The organism is Pseudophaeobacter leonis, from assembly GCF_002087335.1.
Taxonomy (GTDB): domain Bacteria; phylum Pseudomonadota; class Alphaproteobacteria; order Rhodobacterales; family Rhodobacteraceae; genus Pseudophaeobacter; species Pseudophaeobacter leonis.
The window spans coordinates 15,298-34,425 of the sequence record NZ_MWVJ01000004.1; the positions used below are offsets into that span (position 1 = coordinate 15,298).

The 19,128-nt window shown below is 61.5% G+C and carries 15 protein-coding genes and 2 pseudogenes; 6 read left to right on the forward strand and 11 right to left on the reverse strand.

Annotated features, from left to right (window positions below; translation table 11 throughout):
- The first annotated feature begins 95 nt into the window (after nucleotides 1-95).
- Nucleotides 96-680: a TetR/AcrR family transcriptional regulator gene (locus B4968_RS01610; protein ID WP_083096041.1), complete on the forward strand. Its 585-nt coding sequence runs from the start codon at nucleotides 96-98 to the stop codon at nucleotides 678-680.
- 88 nt (nucleotides 681-768) lie between these two features.
- Here the strand turns inward: B4968_RS01610 and B4968_RS01615 are convergent, their stop codons facing one another.
- The 8 genes and pseudogenes from B4968_RS01615 to pgi form a co-directional block, all read right to left on the reverse strand.
- Nucleotides 769-2,496, reverse strand: a complete 1,728-nt coding sequence (locus tag B4968_RS01615; protein ID WP_241525500.1) for a methyl-accepting chemotaxis protein — start codon at nucleotides 2,494-2,496, stop codon at nucleotides 769-771.
- Nucleotides 2,497-2,810: 314 nt separating this feature from the next.
- Entirely contained in the window at nucleotides 2,811-3,572 is a 762-nt protein-coding gene (locus B4968_RS01620) for a FadR/GntR family transcriptional regulator (RefSeq protein ID WP_083096043.1), read from the reverse strand.
- Between the two features lie 6 nt (nucleotides 3,573-3,578).
- Complete coding sequence (locus tag B4968_RS01625) at nucleotides 3,579-4,403, reverse strand: sulfite exporter TauE/SafE family protein (RefSeq protein ID WP_083096045.1); 825 nt, start codon at nucleotides 4,401-4,403, stop codon at nucleotides 3,579-3,581.
- A gap of 62 nt (nucleotides 4,404-4,465) precedes the next feature.
- A complete protein-coding gene (locus B4968_RS01630; protein WP_083096047.1) occupies nucleotides 4,466-6,256 on the reverse strand; it encodes a gamma-glutamyltransferase family protein in 1,791 nt (596 codons plus the stop codon).
- 87 nt (nucleotides 6,257-6,343) lie between these two features.
- Entirely contained in the window at nucleotides 6,344-6,994 is a 651-nt protein-coding gene (locus B4968_RS01635) for a bifunctional 4-hydroxy-2-oxoglutarate aldolase/2-dehydro-3-deoxy-phosphogluconate aldolase (protein WP_083096049.1), read from the reverse strand.
- A 5-nt stretch (nucleotides 6,995-6,999) separates the two neighbouring features.
- Nucleotides 7,000-8,873, reverse strand: a pseudogene (edd, locus tag B4968_RS01640) (phosphogluconate dehydratase).
- A 58-nt stretch (nucleotides 8,874-8,931) separates the two neighbouring features.
- Complete coding sequence (gene zwf / locus B4968_RS01645; protein ID WP_083096051.1) at nucleotides 8,932-10,395, reverse strand: glucose-6-phosphate dehydrogenase; 1,464 nt, start codon at nucleotides 10,393-10,395, stop codon at nucleotides 8,932-8,934.
- Nucleotides 10,396-10,441: 46 nt separating this feature from the next.
- The gene (gene pgi / locus B4968_RS01650) at nucleotides 10,442-12,067 is read right to left on the reverse strand and encodes a glucose-6-phosphate isomerase (protein ID WP_083096053.1); all 1,626 of its coding nucleotides are present in this window, start codon (nucleotides 12,065-12,067) and stop codon (nucleotides 10,442-10,444) included.
- A gap of 270 nt (nucleotides 12,068-12,337) precedes the next feature.
- On the opposite strand from pgi, the gene B4968_RS01655 reads away from it, so the two are divergent.
- From B4968_RS01655 to B4968_RS01670, 5 genes are read left to right on the forward strand one after another with little or no spacing between them, the layout of a single operon-like run.
- Complete coding sequence (locus tag B4968_RS01655) at nucleotides 12,338-12,949, forward strand: DUF4178 domain-containing protein (RefSeq protein ID WP_083096054.1); 612 nt, start codon at nucleotides 12,338-12,340, stop codon at nucleotides 12,947-12,949.
- Nucleotides 12,946-14,259, forward strand: coding sequence for a DUF4178 domain-containing protein (locus tag B4968_RS01660; protein ID WP_083096056.1), 1,314 nt, complete (start codon nucleotides 12,946-12,948; stop codon nucleotides 14,257-14,259). The genes B4968_RS01655 and B4968_RS01660 overlap by 4 nt, the downstream gene beginning before the upstream one ends.
- Before the next feature lies 1 nt (nucleotide 14,260).
- The gene (locus B4968_RS23690) at nucleotides 14,261-14,419 is read left to right on the forward strand and encodes a hypothetical protein (protein ID WP_162843557.1); all 159 of its coding nucleotides are present in this window, start codon (nucleotides 14,261-14,263) and stop codon (nucleotides 14,417-14,419) included.
- Between the two features lie 11 nt (nucleotides 14,420-14,430).
- The gene (locus B4968_RS01665) at nucleotides 14,431-14,655 is read left to right on the forward strand and encodes a DUF350 domain-containing protein (RefSeq protein WP_083096057.1); all 225 of its coding nucleotides are present in this window, start codon (nucleotides 14,431-14,433) and stop codon (nucleotides 14,653-14,655) included.
- Between the two features lie 46 nt (nucleotides 14,656-14,701).
- Nucleotides 14,702-16,264, forward strand: a complete 1,563-nt coding sequence (locus tag B4968_RS01670) for a polyamine aminopropyltransferase (RefSeq protein ID WP_083096063.1) — start codon at nucleotides 14,702-14,704, stop codon at nucleotides 16,262-16,264.
- 120 nt (nucleotides 16,265-16,384) lie between these two features.
- Here the strand turns inward: B4968_RS01670 and B4968_RS01675 are convergent.
- The 3 genes and pseudogenes from B4968_RS01675 to B4968_RS01685 all read right to left on the reverse strand — a co-directional run.
- Nucleotides 16,385-17,190: pseudogene (locus B4968_RS01675) on the reverse strand (heme ABC transporter ATP-binding protein).
- Nucleotides 17,191-17,192: 2 nt separating this feature from the next.
- Complete coding sequence (locus B4968_RS01680; protein WP_083096059.1) at nucleotides 17,193-18,287, reverse strand: FecCD family ABC transporter permease; 1,095 nt, start codon at nucleotides 18,285-18,287, stop codon at nucleotides 17,193-17,195.
- The coding region (locus tag B4968_RS01685; protein WP_338153186.1) for a heme/hemin ABC transporter substrate-binding protein at nucleotides 18,284-19,128 on the reverse strand (845 nt) is incomplete at its 5' end. The genes B4968_RS01680 and B4968_RS01685, both read right to left, overlap by 4 nt.

The window sequence follows — 19,128 nt, forward strand, 5'->3', positions numbered from 1 at the left end:
GCTGTTGCGAAGGGCGCGCAGCTCAGGCAGGCCTTTAAGATGACCCCGGTCATTTTGAAATTGCCAGCCGTGCCATTTAGGCGCAAAATGGCATCATGACGAAAGCAGTACAAAAACGCACTCTGGCCACAAGGGCCCGATTGATCGAGGCCGCAACCGCCCTTGTGACAGAAAAAGGCTATGGGGCTTTGCGGGTTGAAGAGGTGGTGCAAATGGCTGGGGTCGCCAAGGGCACCTTCTTTGCGCATTTTGCCGACAAAGATGCCCTGATGGACCTGCTGATCGGGCAGCGCATCGACCGCTGCCTGGACGAGGCAGAATTGCTTGCGGCCCCTTCCAGTGTCAGCGAACTCGTCGAGGCCCTGATGCCTTTGGTTCGTTTCATGACCTGTGAACGATATGTCTTTGATGTCATTCTGCGGTATTCCGGCGCTGCCGCTGTCGAAGAGATTGGCCACATCGCGACAACCTTTGATCGTCACGAGCGTATTGTAGCGGCTTGGATCGCGGCTGGGCCTTTCCGCCGTGATGTCAGCCCACACCTGCTGTCCGAAGGGGTGCAGGCCTTTAGCGTGCAGTCTATGGCGCTGCATTTCTGCGCCTTGCACAACACGCAAAGTCTGGACGACCGACTACTGACCTATCTCAGAGCCTGGCTTATCCCGCCGCCCGCAGGTTAGAGCGTTCGCCCCGTTCTGGGGTTTGGCCCGGCCTTGCGGTCGAGCTGTCCTGACGTGCGGCCTCGTACCAGTCAGGACAGGCCCCAATCTAGGCAGAGCGGGGGAGGGGTTCTTCGTCCTCGGCAAAAAGATCAGAACTTTGCAGCTCTGCCTCTGCGGCAAACTCTGCTTGGCTTTCCGGCTCAAATTCGGCCTCGGCAACATCGGCCCCGTCATCCGTGCGCAGCACAAACTGGCCCACAAGCTGGTTGAGGCCAAGCGTTTCGCGGTTAAGCGACTGGATTGCAGTGCTGGACTCGGTCACCATGGTCGCATTCTTCTGGGTGACCTGATCCAGTTGCGCCACACCGTTGTTGACTTCATTGATGTCATTGGCCTGCTCTGCAGAGACGGTGGAAATACCGGAAACGAGGTCAGAGATATGCGCCACCTGGCGGACCACGGCCTCAAGAGCCTTGCCTGCGCCATCGACCTGGTGAACTCCGTCCTGAACATGTTGAGAGCTGGTGCTGATCAGAATTTTGATCTCTTTCGCCGCATCAGACGAGCGCTGGGCCAGATCGCGGACCTCGGAGGCAACAACAGCAAAGCCGCGGCCAACTTCACCGGCCCGGGCCGCTTCTACACCTGCGTTCAGCGCCAGAAGGTTGGTCTGGAAGGCGATGTCATCGATGACGCCAATAATCTGCGAAATGCGGCTGGACGAGGTTTCGATTTCGTTCATCGCGGCAATTGCCCCTTCGACCACGCGACCGCTGTGTTCCACCTCTTTGCGGGCCGTGACCACGGCGGCTTCGACGTCTTTGGTGTTCTGCGCGGCGGTATTGACGCTATTGGTCATATGCTCCAGCGCTTCTGCAGTCTCTTCCAGGGTGGTGGCCTGGCTGGAGGTGCGAAGCGAAAGATCCTGCGACGCATTGTGGATTTCTTCTGAGCGGGCCTGAATGCTCGTGCTGGCCTGAACGACCTTTGAAATCAGGATATTCAGCTGGTTGACCGTTTCGTTGAAATCCACACTGAGCGCTTCATACTCCTCGTTGAAGCTCTCCATGATCTGGTCACTGAGATCGCCTGTCGAGAGCTTTTTCAGCCCGGCACCCAGACGGGAAATGACGCGTTCCCCTTCCGCCCGCAGCGCATTCTGCTCTGCCAGAGTTTTCACAACGCGCTGCGAGATCAGATCAATGTCATGGGCAATTTTGCCAAAATCATCTGCCCGCATACGATTTGAGACTTTGAGGTCAAAGTTCCCATCAGAGACCTCTTTCAGCGCGTCGCGCAGACGTTCGATCGGCCGGATGATGGTCAGGGTAGATTTGCGCGCGTGATGCAGAACAAGGCCCGTGAAGGTGCCGGAAATGGCAAGCAGCAGATAGAGCAAGGTAGTGTTTTGCAAATCGGCCCGTCGCGTTGCGGCCTCCGCCAGGCTTTCCAGGCCGCCGCGCAGCGGAGCAAGCATGTCTTTCAGCGCGCGTGACTTTTCCTGATATGCAGGCAAGGCAGACATTGCAGCTGCACGATCTGCGCGCGCCTGTGTCTGCATCGCCTGACTGGAGAGGATGAACGCATCCGCAAGGGGCAGCGCTGCTGAGAGCACCTCAGAGAGGTCAGGTATCTGTTCAGGGGGCTGGCCAGAGCTCTGGCTCAGGGTCTGCTCAAAGGTCTGGATAGCGGTAAGCGCTGCGCGTAAAGTTTTGCCATCGGCTTTGAGTTTGGTTTCCTGTTCAGTCTTTTGCTCTGTGGAAACCTCAGAGGGACTAAGAAGGCTGGAGAGAACAAGGGAGTCAATCCTTTCCTGCATCACAGAAAACGTCATTTGCTGTTGCCGGGCGTCCTGCAACGAGGTCTGCCGGGTCTGCTCCAGTTTGCTTTGCCAAAGAGTGTATGCGGCAAAACTCGTGAGGAGAACGATAGCTGATACCGAAATAAAACAAAGGAGTATCAGCCGCGCTGTGATTGAAAAGTTGCGGAACATAAAGAGGCACACCATTAAGTTGTTTGACTGATCTCTAATGGCTGTTTCTTAAGGAATTAAAAATTCCGCCCGGCATTGTATGTTTGCGTTCTGATTTTTACGTTTAGGGCAATGCCTTATGGGGTTTTCGCGCCTGTTGGGACATATTGTCCATCTCACTGTTCGCCCTCTTCGTCCTGCTGCAGGATCTCGGCGACGCTTTGCAGGTGGGACTGCATGGCCTGCGTCGCGGCCAGACTGTCGCCGCGCAGAATTGCGTCGGCGAGGGTTTGATGCTGTTGCCCCAAAAGAGCGGTGCTCTGGGCTGAATACGTCGCTGCGCGCTTGCGAGCCCAGAGGGTCTGAGCCCGAACCGAACGAATGGCCTCATAGACCGTCAGAAACAGCGGGTTCTGCGCCATCTGCGCGATCTTGTAGTGAAAGATATCATCGGCGGCATCATAGGCAGTCTGATCCGGGGCGTTCAGCGTGGCTCTGGCAGCCTGGGCAAAACTCTCCCGCGAGGTTTCATCTGCACGCAGAGCGGCAAGACCGGCCAGCGCAGGTTCAACTTCCATCCGGACTTCCATCACTTCTTTGGGGCTCACCCGCAGGGCCAGGCTTTTGAGGCGCGCGGCGTCGGTGGCGGGAGGCGGCTGCACAAAGGTCCCTTGCCCCCGACGGCGAAACAGCGCGCCTTCAGTTGCCAGTATATCCAGGGCCTGACGCAGCCGGGCGCGACTGACACCAAAGTAATGCGCCATTTCACGCTCTGGTGGCAGGCGGTCGCCGCGCTGCAATGTGCCTGCTGCGATCTCCCGGCGCAGGGTCGCAATCAGATCTATGTCTGCAGAGAGGCCGACAGAGGGGTCGGCAGAGGGACTGACAGAGCGGCTGGCCTTTGGCGGCGCGTGCGACAGGCGGGGCGTATCGGGCATAAGGGGTTACAGACCTATGAGATCGCTGAACATGCGGGCGGACGTGAGCATCAGGAAAACCCCAAAGGCCAGCCGCAGGGCACGTCGTGGAATGCTGTGGGCCAGCCTGACCCCTACGCGGGCAAAGGTTGTGCTCAGCGGGATGATCACTGCGGCACAGAACAGATTGACATAGCCAAGGGAGAAAGGCGGCAGCCCTTCGGCACCAAAGCCGGTGGCCATATAGATCAGGGCACCGGGCAGGCCGATGACAAAGCCAATGGCGGCGGAGGTGCCGACGGCTTTGCGAATGTCATAGCCAAGGAAATTGAGCAGCGGAACGCAGACAGTGCCGCCGCCAATGCCCATCATTGCCGAAACCGCGCCGGCCACCACGCCCAACCCGGCCCAGGTCGGCTTAGAGAAGCTCTTTGGCGTGGTGCTGTCAGCCCCTTTGCGCAGGATCATGTCGAGCGCCACCAGGGCTGCGACGCTGGCAAAGACCGCGATCAGAACCTTGCCCGAAACCATGCCACCCAGCAGGCCGCCAATCACCACACCGATCAGGATCGAAGGGGCCCAGAGCTTGAGCAGGGCCATGTCGATGGCGCCTTTGCGATAATGGCCATAGCCGGAGGACAGCGAGGTGAAAACGATTGTCGCCAGCGAGGTGCCAACCGCCACCTGCATGGTCAGAGCACTATCCATGCCGGTGAGCGACAGGGCGAGATAGAGCGCGGGCACAATGCCAATGCCACCGCCAACGCCCAAAAGCCCCGCCAGCACACCGCCAACAATGCCAGATCCCGCAGCAACCGCTGCCAGTGTGATCATGGTTTCCATTTCAAACATCTATGTCTTCCTTTTTGCCGGGACGGCGGCGCTACGGGCGCCTTTGGTGTTTTTGGCGGCTGTTATCGGCCAACCGCATAGGCCTGCATCAGTCGTGGCGTGGCGGCGGCCTGCAGGCCTCCATCGCTGTGGCGCAGCGCTGCTGTCAGGCGTCCCACGCTCCAATCCTCTGCGACATGAACGATATGACCGCGCTGCCGTAAATCCTCGATCACCGCCGCGCCAACAGCGGCTTCGATCATCATCTCACCGGGCAGGGCGGCGCGGGGGAAAAAGCTACTCTGGAAGTGCATCGAGTGGAACAGGGGCGCATCCATGCCCGCCTGCAGGTCCAGCCCGTGATGCACAAACCGCAGGAACCAGATCAGTTGCCACTGGTCTTGCTGGTCGCCGCCGGGGGTGCCAAACACCAGCCTTGCGCCGTCTTTTTCCGCCAGTGTCGGCGTCAGGGTGGTACGCGGCCGACGCCCCGGCGCCAGCGAGGTCGGTAGGCCTTCTTCGAGCCAGAACATCTGGGCGCGGCTGTTCAGCGCAAAGCCAAGGCCCGGGATCACCGGGTTGGATTGCAGCCAGCCGCCCGAGGGCGTGGCCGAGACCATATTGCCCCAGCGGTCGATCACATCAAGATGCACCGTGTCGCCGCGTTTTTCCGTGAGATGCGCCATGGTTGGCTCCTGCGGCGCGGCGTCTTTTACGCCAAAATCACGCGCAGCGCGCAGCACATAGGCCTCGGCCTGCGCTTCAAAGCCTGGAATGCGTCCGGGGCGCTGTTCCTGTGAGGCCTGCTCAGAGATCAGCTGCGCCCGTTCGCTGTTATAGGCGTCGGACAAGAGCACATCCATCGGCACCGCGCTGAACTCAGGATCACCATAATAGGCCTCGCGGTCAGCAAAGGCCAGTTTCATGGCTTCGATGACCGTATGGGTGAACGCGGCCCCCATGGGATCCATCGCTGCGAGGTCAAAATGTTTCAGGATGGCAAGGCTCTGCAACAGCACCGGCCCCTGCGACCAGCTTTGCGTTTTGTGAACCGTCCAGCCGTGGTAGTCATAGCACAGCGTCTCTTCATAGTCGGCGCGCCACTTGGCCAGATCGGCGCGGTTGAGCACGGCGCTGTTTTTTTGCTCCGAGACATCATGCACCTCGGCGCTGTCCAGATAGCTGCCGATGGCCTCGGCGACAAAGCCCCCGGCCCAGGCCTCGCGGGCGGCGTCAATCTGGGCCTGACGCCCGGAGGCGCTGGCCTCGGCGATATCCACCAGCCGCTGGTAGGTTTGCGCAAGGTCAGTGTTTTTGAAATTGGCATTTGCCACAGGCGGCGTGCCATCGGGGCACCAGGTCGCGGCAGAGCTGGGCCACTCTTTGGCAAAATAGGCGGCGAGATCGGCAATCGTGTGGGCGACACGGGGCAGCATGGGGTGGCCATCGCGGGCATAGGCGATCGCGGGTTCCATGACCTCGGCCAGCGTCATGCTGCCATGATCGCGCAGCAGCAGCATCCAGCCATCAAAGGCACCGGGAATGACCGTCGACAGCAGGCCGGATCCGGGGATCAGCTGCAGGCCCTGGGCGCGGTAATGCGCGATTGTGGCCCCCGCCGGCGCGGGCCCCTGCGCGGCCAGCACCTGAGTCTGGTTGCTGGTCGCGGAATGAAAAATCGCGGGCAGATCGCCTGCAGGCCCGTTCAGATGCGGCTCAACCACCTGCAGCACCAACCCGGCGGCGACAGCGGCGTCAAAGGCATTGCCACCGCGTTCCAGAATACCAAAACCCGTGGCCGAGGCGATCCAGTGTGTCGAGGTCGCGACACCAAAGCTGCCGCGAATTTCGGGTCGGGTGGTAAAGCTTTGCATAGGGTCGTTCCGCATCTGCTGTTGAACCAATTCTGAATTGGTTCAACAGCCATCAGAAAGCCCAGCTGAAGTCAAGCCCAGCTTATGTTAAGTTCTGGGCAATTGACTTGCGTTACGGGCCAGGTCTGTGATCGCGTCCCAGTCCCCGGCGGCGACGAGATCCGCAGGGGCGACCCAGCTGCCGCCGGCGCAAATGACATTGGGCAGCGACAGGTAGCTCTGTGCGTTCTGAGGGCTGACGCCGCCGGTGGGGCAAAAAGAGATCTGCGGCAGCGGCGCGCCAATGGCTTTCAGCGCCGGGGCCCCGCCTGAGGCCTCTGCCGGGAAGAACTTCATCATGTCGTAGCCCCGTGCCAACAGCCGCATCGCCTCTGAGGCAGTGGCTGCGCCGGGCAACAGCGGCAGGTCGGCCTCTTCGCAGGCGTCCAGCAGCGCATCGGTGGCACCGGGAGAGACGCCAAACTGCGCACCCGCCGCGACGGCGGCGGTGACATCGGCGGGGGTGATCAGGGTTCCGGCCCCCACCACAACGCCCTCAACCTGCGACATCTCGCGGATCACATCCAGCGCCGCCGGAGTGCGCAGCGTGACCTCCAGCGCGGGCAAGCCACCTGCCACCAGCGCTTTGGCCAGTGGGCGGGCCTTTGAGAGGTCGTTGACCACCAGAACCGGCACAATGGGGGCCAGCTGGCAGATCTCGCGGGCGCGCTGGCTGGCGTCAGCCGGGGAAATAGGCATCGGGCTTAGTCTCCTTTGGCGGCTTTTTGGGCTGCGGCCTGGGCTGCAGTGTGGTCCGCAGTGTAGTCCCCAACTGCATCAAAAACTGTAGCGCCCGTGTCGGCAGCGGTCACCGCGCGGCGAAACAGGCCGAACATCTCGCGGCCCAAACCATGCTGATAAGCGCTGAGATCAGCGGTGGCGCAGGCGCGCTCCAGTACGCCTTTGGTGAGGATCTCCAGCGTGCCTGCACTGGCATCCAGCCGGATCAGATCGCCATCGCGGATCTTGGCAATAGGGCCGCCATCCAGCGCTTCGGGGACCACGTGAATGGCGGCCGGTACCTTGCCCGAGGCGCCAGACATGCGCCCATCGGTGACCAGTGCCACCTTGTGGCCCTGACCCTGCAGGATGGCCAGCATCGGCGTGAGGCTGTGCAGCTCTGGCATGCCATTGGCCTTGGGGCCCTGAAAGCGGACCACCACAATGACGTCGCCGGTCAAAGTGCCCGCCTTAAAGGCGGCCTTGGCCTCGTCCTGGTCGTGAAAGACCCGCGCGGGGCCTCGACCACCTGGTGTTTGGCATCCACCGCCGAGACCTTGATGACGGCAGTGCCAAGGGAGCCTGTCAGACGCTTGAGGCCGCCGGTGGGCTGGAATGGCGCATCCGCCGGGCGCACGATCGCCTCGTTCAGAGAGGTCTTGGTGCCGGGGCGAAAGATCAGCCCCTCGGGGGCGAGAAATGGCTCTTGTGTGTAGCTCTCAAGGCCGGGACCCGCGACGGTTTTGGTGTCGGGATGCAGATATCCCGCGTTCAGCAGCTCACCAATCAAAAAGCCGAGACCGCCGGCCGCATGGAAATGGTTCACATCCGCAAGGCCGTTTGGATAGACCTTGGCGAGCTGTGGCACCACATCGGAGAGATCGGAAAAGTCCTGCCAGTCGAGTATGATGCCGCCAGCCCGCGCCATGGCAACAAGGTGGATCAGCAGGTTGGTAGAGCCGCCCGTGGCCATCAGCCCGGTGATGCCATTCACATAGGTTTTTTCGTCGAGGATCTCGCAGACCGGCGTGTAGCTGTCGCCAAGCGCACTCAGCGACAGGGCGCGTTTTGAACCTTCAATCGTCAGGGCCTCGCGCAGGGGGGTGCCGGGATTGACAAAGCTGGAGCCGGGCAGGTGCAGCCCCATGAACTCCATCAGCATCTGATTGGAGTTGGCGGTGCCATAAAAGGTACAGGTGCCGGGGCCATGGTAGGCGGCCATCTCGGCCTTCAGCAGCACGTCGCGGCTGATCTCGCCGGCGGCGAACTGCTGCCGGATCTGGGATTTTTCATCGTTGGACAGTCCGCTGGTCATGGGGCCTGCGGGCAGGAACACCGCCGGGATATGACCAAAGGCCTGCGCGCCGATGACCAGACCGGGGACGATCTTGTCACAAACCCCAAGGTAGACGGCGGCGTCAAACACATTGTGGCTCAGCGCGATACCGGTGGCCATGGCGATGGTGTCGCGCGAAAACAGGCTCAGCTCCATGCCGGCCTCCCCCTGGGTGACCCCGTCACACATGGCCGGCACGCCGCCAGCCACCTGGGCGGTGGCACCTGCCTGGCGCAGGGCATCGCGGATCAGGGCCGGGTAGCTTTCAAACGGCTGATGCGCCGAGAGCATATCGTTATAGGCGGTGATAATCCCAAGGTGGCCCGTGCTGGACTGCGCCAGACTGGCTTGATCTGCACCGGCGGCGGCATAGGCATGCGCCTGGCCCGAGCAGCTGAGATGGGCGCGTGCGGGTCCCTTGCCTGTGGCGGCGGCCATGCGGTCGAGATAGATGCGGCGAGTTGTGGCGCTGCGGGCAATGACCCGGTCGGTGACCTCAGTGAGTGTCTTGTTCAGGCGCATGTGAGATGCCTTTCGGGTGTCTGACGGGGCGTGGTTGGGACGGAGGTGGCAGCGGGGTTCATGTACCGATGCCGCGCCAGCGACGGTGGTCGCGGTGCATCAGCAAAAGAGAGTCATCAGGGCCAGAGCTGCCGCGATCATAGGCCTGCGGGGCGTCGCCTGCTCCCTGGCTCCAGCCGGCGATGATGGGGTCGGCCCAGGCCCAGGCGGCTTCGACTTCGTCGCCGCGCATGAACAGCGTCTGGTTGCCGCGGATGACATCCATGATCAGCCGTTCATAGGCATCTTGCGGACGTCCCGCTTCGGGCAGAGAGTCGGCAAAGGTCATGTCCAGATTGGCCGCGGTCAGGCGCATGCCGCCGGGGCCGGGATCCTTGATGGTGGTGCGCAGGGTGATGCCTTCATCCGGTTGCAGGCGGATCACCAGCACATTGCCATGCACGCCGGCGGCGCCTTCAAAGATATTATGCGGCGGGTCGCGGGAGTAGACCGCGATTTCGCTTTCGCGGGCGCGCAGGCATTTGCCCGTGCGCAGATAAAATGGCGTGCCAGCCCACCGCCAGTTGGCCACCTGCACCTTGATGGCGATAAAGCTCTCGGTGGTGCTGGCGGGATTATTGGCGTGATCGAGATAGCTGTCCGGCTCGGACGTGCTTCTACTGGCACGGTATTGCCCACGGGCGAGGGTCTCCTGCGACACAGGCTCCAGCGCCTCAATCACTTTTACCTTTTCGTCGCGCACCGCATTGGGGGTAAACTTTGAGGGCGGCTCCATTGCGGTGAGACAAAGCAGCTGCATCATGTGATTTTGCACCATGTCGCGCATGGCGCCTGAGCGGTCATAATATTCGCCGCGCCCGGCGACGCCAATGCTTTCGGCAACGGTGATCTGCACATGGTCGATATGGGTGGAATTCCACAGCGGTTCAAACAGCGAATTGGCAAAGCGCAGCGCCATCAGGTTTTGCACGGTTTCCTTACCCAGATAGTGGTCGATGCGGTAAATCTGGTCTTCGGTGAAATGGCTGCTCAGGGCGGCATTCAGCGCCTGTGCCGAGGCAAGATCATGGCCAAAGGGTTTCTCCAGCACAATCCGGCTTTCGGGGGTGGTGACGCCAAAAGAGCTCAGTCGGCTGGCGATATCGGGGAACAGGCTGGGGCCGACCGAAAGGTAAAACGCGCGGATAACATCCGGGCGCAGTTGGGCCTTTAGCTCGGGCCAGCCGGTGTCACCCTTGGCGTCAACCGGCACATAGTCCAGCATTTGCACAAAGTCCGAAATATCTGCGTCACCGGTCTCGCCGGCCTGACCGAATTCACGGATGGCCTCGGCGACCAGATCCTGAAACCCGGCGCGGTCCAGTTTGCTGCGCGACGAGCCGATGATGCGGCTTTCGGGGCTGAACTGACCAATCTGATAGCGGTGAAACAGGCTGGGAAGGATCTTGCGCCGGGCCAGATCGCCGGTGGCGCCAAACAGAATCAGATCAAAGGGGTCAACGGGGATAACGCGGGAAACCATGTCGATATCAGATCCTGGTAAGGAGTGGCGCCGCGCGGGGCGCGCATCAGGTTGCGGGTTTGGGCTGGGTGAGTTTGGCGACAAGCCCCAGAGTCGAGCTGTCTTTGCTCGGGTCCGAGGCGCCCTGGAGGGGAGGCAGCAGGTTGACGGCAAGCTCTTTGCCAAGCTCGACGCCCCATTGATCAAACGAGTTTATGCCCCAGATGACGCCTTCGGTGAAGACGCGGTGCTCATAAAGGGCGATCAGCTGGCCTAGGGCAAAGGGCGTCAGCCGGGGATAGGCCAGGGTGATCGAGGGGCGGTTGCCGGGCAAGGTCAGATGCGCCGCCATACGTTCCAGATCATCGCCACCATAGCCACGGCTTTCGGCCAGACGGCGGGCCTGTTCCGTCGAGCGCCCGGTCATCAGGGCTTCGGACTGCGCCAGACAGTTGGCCTTTAGCCGGTCATGCTGGTGCGACAGGGCGTCTTCGTGGCCGGAGGCGGCAATCAGGAATTCGGCCGGCACCACATGGGTGCCCTGATGCAGCAGCTGAAAAAAGGCGTGCTGGCCATTGGTGCCGGGCTCACCCCAGACAATGGGGCCAGAGGCGCGGGCCACCTTGCTGCCGTCCAGCGTGACGCCCTTGCCGTTGCTCTCCATATCCAGCTGTTGCAGATAGGCGGGCAGGCGGGCCAGGCGGTGCTCGTAGGGCAGAATAGCGCGGGTGGCATAGCCGCAGATATTGCTGTGCCAGAGGCCGGTAAGGCCCAGCAATACCGGAAGATTATAGCGCAGATCGGCTGTTTGGAAATGTTGGTCCATTGCCGCAGCTCCGCTCAGGAATGCGCGGAAATTGTCCCGGCCCACGGCGATCAGCGTCGACAGACCAACGGGGCCCCAGATTGAGTAACGCCCGCCAACCCAGTCGGCAAAGCCAAAGACGCGCTCTGGGGGGATACCAAATGCGGCGGTTTTATCCCTTGCGCTGGAGACTGCCGCGGGGTGTTGACTGGCCTGATCCCCAAGAGCGGCCCGCAGCCAGGCAATGGCGGTCTCGGCGTTGGTCATGGTTTCGGTGGTGGTAAAGGTCTTGGAGGCAATGATGATCAGCGTGGTCTGCGGGTCCAGCCCCCTTAGGCGGTCGGTAATATCGGCGCCATCCACATTGGAGACATAGTGGCAGCGGGGGCCATCGTGATAGGGGCTGAGCGCCAGGGTGGCCATCACCGGACCAAGGTCAGAGCCGCCAATGCCGATATTCACAACATCGGTAAACCGTGCGCCCGTCGCAGTTTTGTGATCCCCACTGCGGATCGCACCGGCAAAGCTCTCCATGCGCTGCAGCGTATGGCGGATGTCGGGCATGACATCCTCCCCTGCGACCAGCACAGGTGTATCCCCCTGCCTGCGCAGGGCGGTGTGCAACACAGAGCGACGCTCGGTTACATTGATTTGGTCGCCGCGAAACATCTCGGTGATCCGGCTGCCGAGATCCGCCTGTTCGGCCAGTTCTAACAGCAGTTCCAGACCCGTTTCATCCAGAGAGGTTTTGGAGTAGTCCAGCAGTATCCCGTCGCTCTCTGCCGAAAAGGACTGAAAACGGCTCGGATTGTTCTGAAACAGCTCGGTGATTGTCGTCGCGGAGGTGCTCCTGCGGTGATCGACCAGCTCTGCCCAGATTTTGTTCATTTTAAAATACCTTTGCGAAACCAGATAGCCGAATCATACCTTCCGCTTTTATGCAATACAGTTAGCGCTAACGGGAAAGCAAGAGGGGATAGGCCAAAACTGGATCTTGCCCGAAAAGCGTGTGTTTTACGAGCCGATCCAACTGGACAGGATGTGCGACTGTTCCCTCTGTTGCCTTGCCTCCGTTGCAAGGCAACAGAGGGGCCGGGATGCGCAATCTGCCTGGTTTTTCCCGCTTGCACTCTTCTCAGGCTTGTTGACATTGGGCGTATGAGTGAAATGCACTGTCCCAATTGCGGCGATCTGGTCAGTCCGGCGATCAAAAGCGTCAAGATGATCACCTGTGCCTCCTGCACGACGACCCTGCTGTTAGAGGACGCAGGACTGCGTCTGGCGGGCGAGCAGGGCGTTTTGCACGATGTGCCGATGCTCTTTGGTCTGGGAGACAGTCTGCGCATTGGCAAGACCCTCTATGAGGTGCTGGGCCATGCCCGGTTTTCTTATGGGCGCGGCAGCTGGGACGAGTTCTGGGCGATTGATGACCAGGGCGCACCGGTCTGGATTTCGGTGGATGAGGGCGATCTGATCCTGCAACGGGTTTTGGCGCGCACAGACTGGCCGAAATACGATGGCTATCTGCGGCTGGGTAGCACCCTGCTATATCAAAACGAGGCATTCCGGGTGGATGAGGTCGGCACCGGCACCTGCACCGGGCTCAGGGGCAGTTTTGGTCATGAGCTGACAGTGGGCGAGCGCTACAAGTTTCTTACCCTGCAGGGCGAAGACGGCAGGGTGCTCTCGGCCGAGATCGAAGGCGCGCAATACGAGTGGTTCATTGGCCATTGGGTCGACCCCTTTGAGGTCGAGGTGAAACCCGCATGAGCCGCAACCCCGATCTGAAATCGATCAATTGCACCGCCTGTGGCGCGGGGCTGGATGTGCTGGGGGGCGGGCGCGTCACGGTGCATATCTGTGCCTATTGCGGCACAGCGCTCGATACGCTGGACAATTACCGCGCTCTGCAAAAATTCGATATGCTAAAGCGTCCCGACAGCCCCATAAAGATCGGCATGTCGGGGCAGCTGTATGGCGTGACCTATACGGTTATTGGCACGTTGGAACACGAAGAGGTCTGGGGCGCGCGACGCTGGAGCTGGATTGATCATCAGCTGTTTTCACCCACCCATGGCTATGCCTGGTTAAGTGTTGAGGACGGGCATCTCACCTTTTCACGGCGCTATCGCAAGCCAGTGAGCTGGATGTCTGTGGACTGGGTAGAGCAGGCCGAGATACGCCCGCAGGTCCGCGCACAGGGCGAGGTTTTCAAGTATTATGAGACCTCCACCAGTGCGGTGATCTTTGCGGAGGGTGAATTTACCTGGTCTCCCAAGAAGGGCGAAAAGACCACCACCGTTTCGGCCATGTCAGAGGATGCGATGCTGTCGTTTTCCGAAACCAAACGGGAACGGGAAATCTATCACACGGTCTATCTGGATCAGGCTGCCGTCTCTCAGGGCTTTGGTATTTCCACAGGGTTGTCCCCGCGCAGAACCCATGCGTTGCAGCCACAAAAGGCGGGCGGGAATGCCCGGTTCCTGTCCGTCGCGGGGCTTGGCGCGATGGGGCTGTGCCTGTTTCTGGCTCTTTTTATGAGCACTCAAAACGGCTCAGCCCTGGGCGCGCCCTACCGGTATAGTCTGGACCAGTTGCCGGTGGAAATTCCGTTTGAGGTGCGCCAGCCCGGGCGCCTGACGCGCATTGATCTGAAGGGGAATGCGCGTAACAGCGGGGGCTATTTTGCCGTTGAGCTGGAAGGCCCTGAGGGCGAGGTGCTGTTTGAATCTGGCCGCACCGTTGAATACTATCAGGGCCGCGATAAGGACGGCAACTGGAGCGAGGGCTCTAACCATGCCAAGCTTGCGTTTTTCCCGCCGCTGGCCGGGACATACATACTGTCGCTGGAGCTTGAGGAGGGCGGCAGCTGGGGGACGCAGGCAAAAGATAACTATCAGACGAGCCAGCCTATGACGGCACTGGAGCTGCGGATCCGACAGGGCGTTTCCAGTGGGTTCTGGCTGGTGGTGCTGGCACTGGGGTTTGGCGCTATTGGCGGGGTTCCCCCGTTACGTGGTTTCCTGCACAACAAGGCGCGCTGGCGCGGCAGTGACTGGGTTGATGAGGAGGATGACTGAGATGACTGTTTTTCGCCTGATCTTTTTTCTGCTCTCGGCCGCGGCCATCACCGGAACCACCTATGTTGCCTACCTGGGTCATGGCGGTGAAAGCCGTGATCTGGATCGCTCTATCCGCGCGGTCAGCGCTGGGCGGGGATTGAATGGAAGTATCAAATAGAGAGGATTCTCATGGAGTATCTGGCTGCAATTCACCTGGCTGAGCTGATCAGCACCGTCTTCTATACCATTGTGGGCGTGGCCCTGATGGGCATGGTCTGGAAGGTGATCGACTGGATGACGCCCTTTCCGATCATGAAAGAAATTGAACAGGATCAGAACATGGCGCTGGCGGTGCTGATTGGCATGTTGTTCATCTCGATCTCGATCATTATCGCGGCCGTCATTGTCTCCTGATCTGGGCAGCGCGGCAGGGCAGGCAGGCGCATCAGCTGACCCGGCCGTGGCAGCGGCATCCCTGCGCCTGCGTGAGACCTGGCTTTTGCTGGCAACCTTTTTGGTGGCTGTGGCCGGCCTGATCTATGAATTGGTCGCCGCGACGCTTTCGAGCTACCTGCTGGGCGATTCCGTGCGGCAGTTTTCCTATGTGATTGGCATCTTTCTCTCTGCCATGGGGCTGGGAGCCTGGCTGTCGCGCTATGTCGATCGTGCCATGTCCGGCTTTGTCTGGGCCCAGATCCTGCTGGGCATCGCGGGGGGCTTTATGGCGCCGGTGGTGTTTTTCGACTTGGCCTGGATGGAAAGCGTCACCCTGCCGCTTTATGGTTTGCTGATCACCGTGGGGCTGCTGTCGGGGATGGAGATCCCGCTGATCGCGCGGGTGCTGAAAGAGATCGGCGCGCCGGAGTTTCGTTTTGAGAACGTGCTGAGCGTCGACTATATCGGCGCCCTTGCGGCCTCGCTGGCCTTTCCACTGCTGATCATTCCGCATCTGGGGCTGATGGCCGGGAGCCTCACCTTTGGCGCGCTCAATCTGGTGGTCGCAGGCCTGTCGCTGTGGATCTTTCGCCGCGAGACCAGCCGGTTACAGGTGGCGGTCTGGGCGCTGGCCCTTACAGTGACACTGGTGGGGCTGTGGCAGGCAGAGCGTCTGGTTTCGGTGACCGAGAGCACCCTCTTTGAGGATGATATCATCCTGAGCGAGGCCACGCCCTATCAGCAGATCACCGTGACCCGCTATCGCAGTCGCACCCGGCTGTTTCTGGACTACTCGATCCAGTTCGACAGCCTGGATGAGCACCGCTATCACGAGAGCCTGGTGCACCCGGCCATGGCGCAGGCGCCACGTCGCGCATCGGTGCTTATCCTTGGGGGCGGCGACGGCATGGCCGCGCGCGAGGTGCTGCGCTGGCCAGAGGTGGAACAGGTCACGCTGGTTGATCTCGACCCCCGTGTGACGGAGCTGTTTCGCGACCATCCTGAGCTATCAAAGCTCAATTCCGGTGCCCTGTCGGACCCCCGTGTCGAGATCCAGAATGCCGATGCCTGGCGCTTTGTTGAGGCCAGTGATCAGATGTTTGATGTGGTGATCATTGATCTGCCCGACCCCAAAAATCTGGCGCTGTCCAAACTCTATAGCCGTCAGTTCTACGGCGCGCTGGTTGAGCGTCTCAGCGCGCATGGGGTGCTGGTCACGCAGGCGGGATCCCCCTTGTTTGCGCGCGAAGCTTTTTGGTCGACCAACGCCACCCTGCAGGCCAGCCGCAATCCGCAAAAGCCGGGTGCGGGGCTGCTCACCCAGCCCTATCACACCTATCTGCCCAGCTTTGGCGATTGGGGATTTGTCCTGGCCAGTCTGCGCCCCACGTCTGTGGGGTCTGGCCGCAGCCCTCTGCCATTGCCTGCACAGCTGTCGCAACAGTTGCAGTACCTCACGCCTGAGGTCTGGCAGGTGGCGCAGGTTTTCGATTTGGAAAGCGGCGAAATCCCGGTTGAGGTGAACACGCTGCAGTCCCATGCGCTGGTTGGCTACTACCTTGAGGGCTGGGCGCGCTGGTTTGAATAGCTCTCTGCAAGATGCCCTGGCAGCCCGTGAGAGATGCCCCACTTGCCTGAACCTTCTGCGCGAAACAAAACAGGCCCGGCTGTATGCCGGGCCATGTTCAGGTTTCGGGTCTGTCGGAGGCTAGGATGTGCGGGCCTCAATTGTGCTGCGGGCCTGGGGCAGCAAAAACGGGATTTGCGCAGGTGGTGTGGTGTTCACCGGCACCGGGCAGCCGTAGGTGCGTGCCAGTGTCTCATCTGTCAGCACCTCAGCCGGGGTGCCGGTAGCAGCCACCCGACCCGCCTCCATCAGGACCACCTGGTCGGCAAACATGGCGGTGAGGTTGAGGTCATGCATACCGCCACAACACCGCCACCACGGGCGGCATAGTTGCGGGCCAGATCCATCACCGTGAACTGATGCCCGATGTCGAGGCTGGCAACAGGCTCATCCAGGATCAGCCAGCGGGGTGTTGCATCGACAACCGGCTCCCAGACCTGGGTGATGACCCGCGCCAGCTGCACCCGCTGTTGCTCGCCGCCTGACAGGTCCTGATACATCCGCCCGGCAAAGCCCGCCAGACCAACCGCATCGAGGGCCTGCATGGGGACAGCGCTGTCTGCGGCAGACAGGCCGGCGCTGAGGCCAAGACGCACGATCTCAAGCACGGTAAAGGGAAAGGCGATGATGCTGCTTTGCGGTTGCACCGCCCGGATGGCCGCCAGTTGCCAGGGCTGCATAGTGGCGGTGGCCTTGCCATTCAGGGTTACCTGCCCCTGATGCGCCACCTCGCCGGTCATGGCCCGCAACAGGGTTGTCTTTCCGGATCCGTTGGGGCCGACGATGGCGGTGACACGGCCTGCCGAGGCGGTAAAGTCGACGCCTTGCAGCACCTGTCGCCGCCCGAGCGTGACGCTGATGCCTTTGGCTTGCAATTGTGCTGTCATGCTCATAGCCCCAGATCTCCGCGCCGTTTCAACAGGATCCACAGGAACACCGGCGCGCCAAGAATGGCGGTGATGATACCAATGGGCAGCTCTGCCGGGGCGACAATCACGCGGGCAATCATATCCGCCGCCAGCAACAGTGTGGCCCCCAACAAGGCCGCATTGGGCAGCAGGCTATGGTGGTCCGGCCCTGTCACCAGACGCAACAGATGCGGCACCACGATGCCGATAAAACCAATGCCCCCCGAGACCGCAACCGCAGCCCCCGTGGCGCCGGCCACGGACAGGATCGAGATGTTTTTGACCCGCTGCACCGCGATGCCTATGTGGCCGGCTGCAGCTTCGCCAAGGGCGAGCCCGTTGAGGCCCCGCGCCAGAAAAGGCGCCGTTGCCAGCGCCAGCCCGATGATGGGCAGTGCTGTGAGGACCTTGATCCAGGTGGCGCCGGCGATAGAGCCCATGCCCCAGAAAGTGAGATCGCGCAGCTGATTGTCATCGCTGTAATACACCAGCACGCCAGAGGCCGCGCCCGCCAGCGCACCAAGCGCGATGCCAGCCAGCAACATGGTCGCCACCGAGGTCTGGCCACCCCGGGTGGAGACCCGGTACAGCAGCATGGTCGAGCCCCAGCCGCCTAAGAAGGCCGCAACCGGCACCAGTCCGGCCCCCAGAAATTGCTGCACGGAAAGGGGCAACAGGCTGCCCAGCACAATAGCACAGATGGCCGCCAGCCCGGCTCCGGCGCTGACGCCAACAATGCCGGGGTCGGCCAGCGGGTTGCGAAACAGCCCCTGCATCACCGCACCGGAAACCGCCAGAGAGGCACCCACCAGTATCCCCATGCACAGCCGCGGCAGGCGAATGTCCAGCAGCACCACCCGGTCCATCACCGACAGCTCGCGCCCGGCCGCCAGATCCGTCAGCGCCCGCCAAAGCGATGCCCCCGAGGCCCCGGTGGTCAGCGACAGGATGGAGACCACAAGCAGCACAATGGCCAGCACTCCTGTCAGCCGGCGTGCACGCAGGCGCCTGTCCACCTGGGGAGGGGCTGCGTCGATGGTGTCTGCTGCCGAGACTTCAGTGGAAAACGCGCTCACTTGGCGACCTCATGAAAGGCCTGCGACAGCTCTTTTACGGCGGTGGCCGTGCGGGGGCCAAAGCCCAACAGGCGCAGCCCGGTCATGCGGACCAGATGGCCATTCTGCGCCGCCGGAGTAAGCATCAGCGCAGGCATGGTCAGCAGGGTCTCCTTGGTCAGCCCGTGGTCGCCGCCGCGGTCCATCGCGAGGATAATATCGGGGGCGGCAGCGGCAATTGCCTCGTCGGTCATCTGCTTATAGCCAGAAAAGGCAGTGATCGCATTTTGCGCCCCGGCCATTGCGATGATGCCATCTGCGGCGGTATCCTTGCCGCTAACAGTGATCCGGCCGCCCTGGGTCGACAGCACAAAGAGCACCCGCTTGGGGCTGTCGCCTGCAACCTCAGTGGCCAGCGCCAGGGCCGCGTCAAGCTCGGCGCTGACCTGTGCTGCCAGGGTCTCTCCGGCCTGCTGCTGACCCAGAGCTGTGGCCACGGTTGCGATCTTGGTGAGCACCCCCTGGGCCGTGTAGATCTCGGGCACTTCGACATAGGTCACATTGGCCTGTTTCAGCACCTCAAGCGTTTCTGGCGGGCCAGAACCCTGGGTGGCCAGGATCAGGTCAGGATCCACCGAGAGCACCCCTTCGGGCGACAGCGCACGGGCATAGCCGACGTTTGGCAGCGCGTTCGCCGCGTGCGGATAGGTAGAGGTGGTATCACGCGCCACCAGACGCGCCTCTTGTTTTAGCGCATAGACGACCTCGGTCACAGAGCCGCCAATTGAGACGATGCGGCTGGGGGTGTCGGCCCATGCGACAGAGGCAGATGATGCGGCAAAAAGCGCCAGGGAGAGGCTGG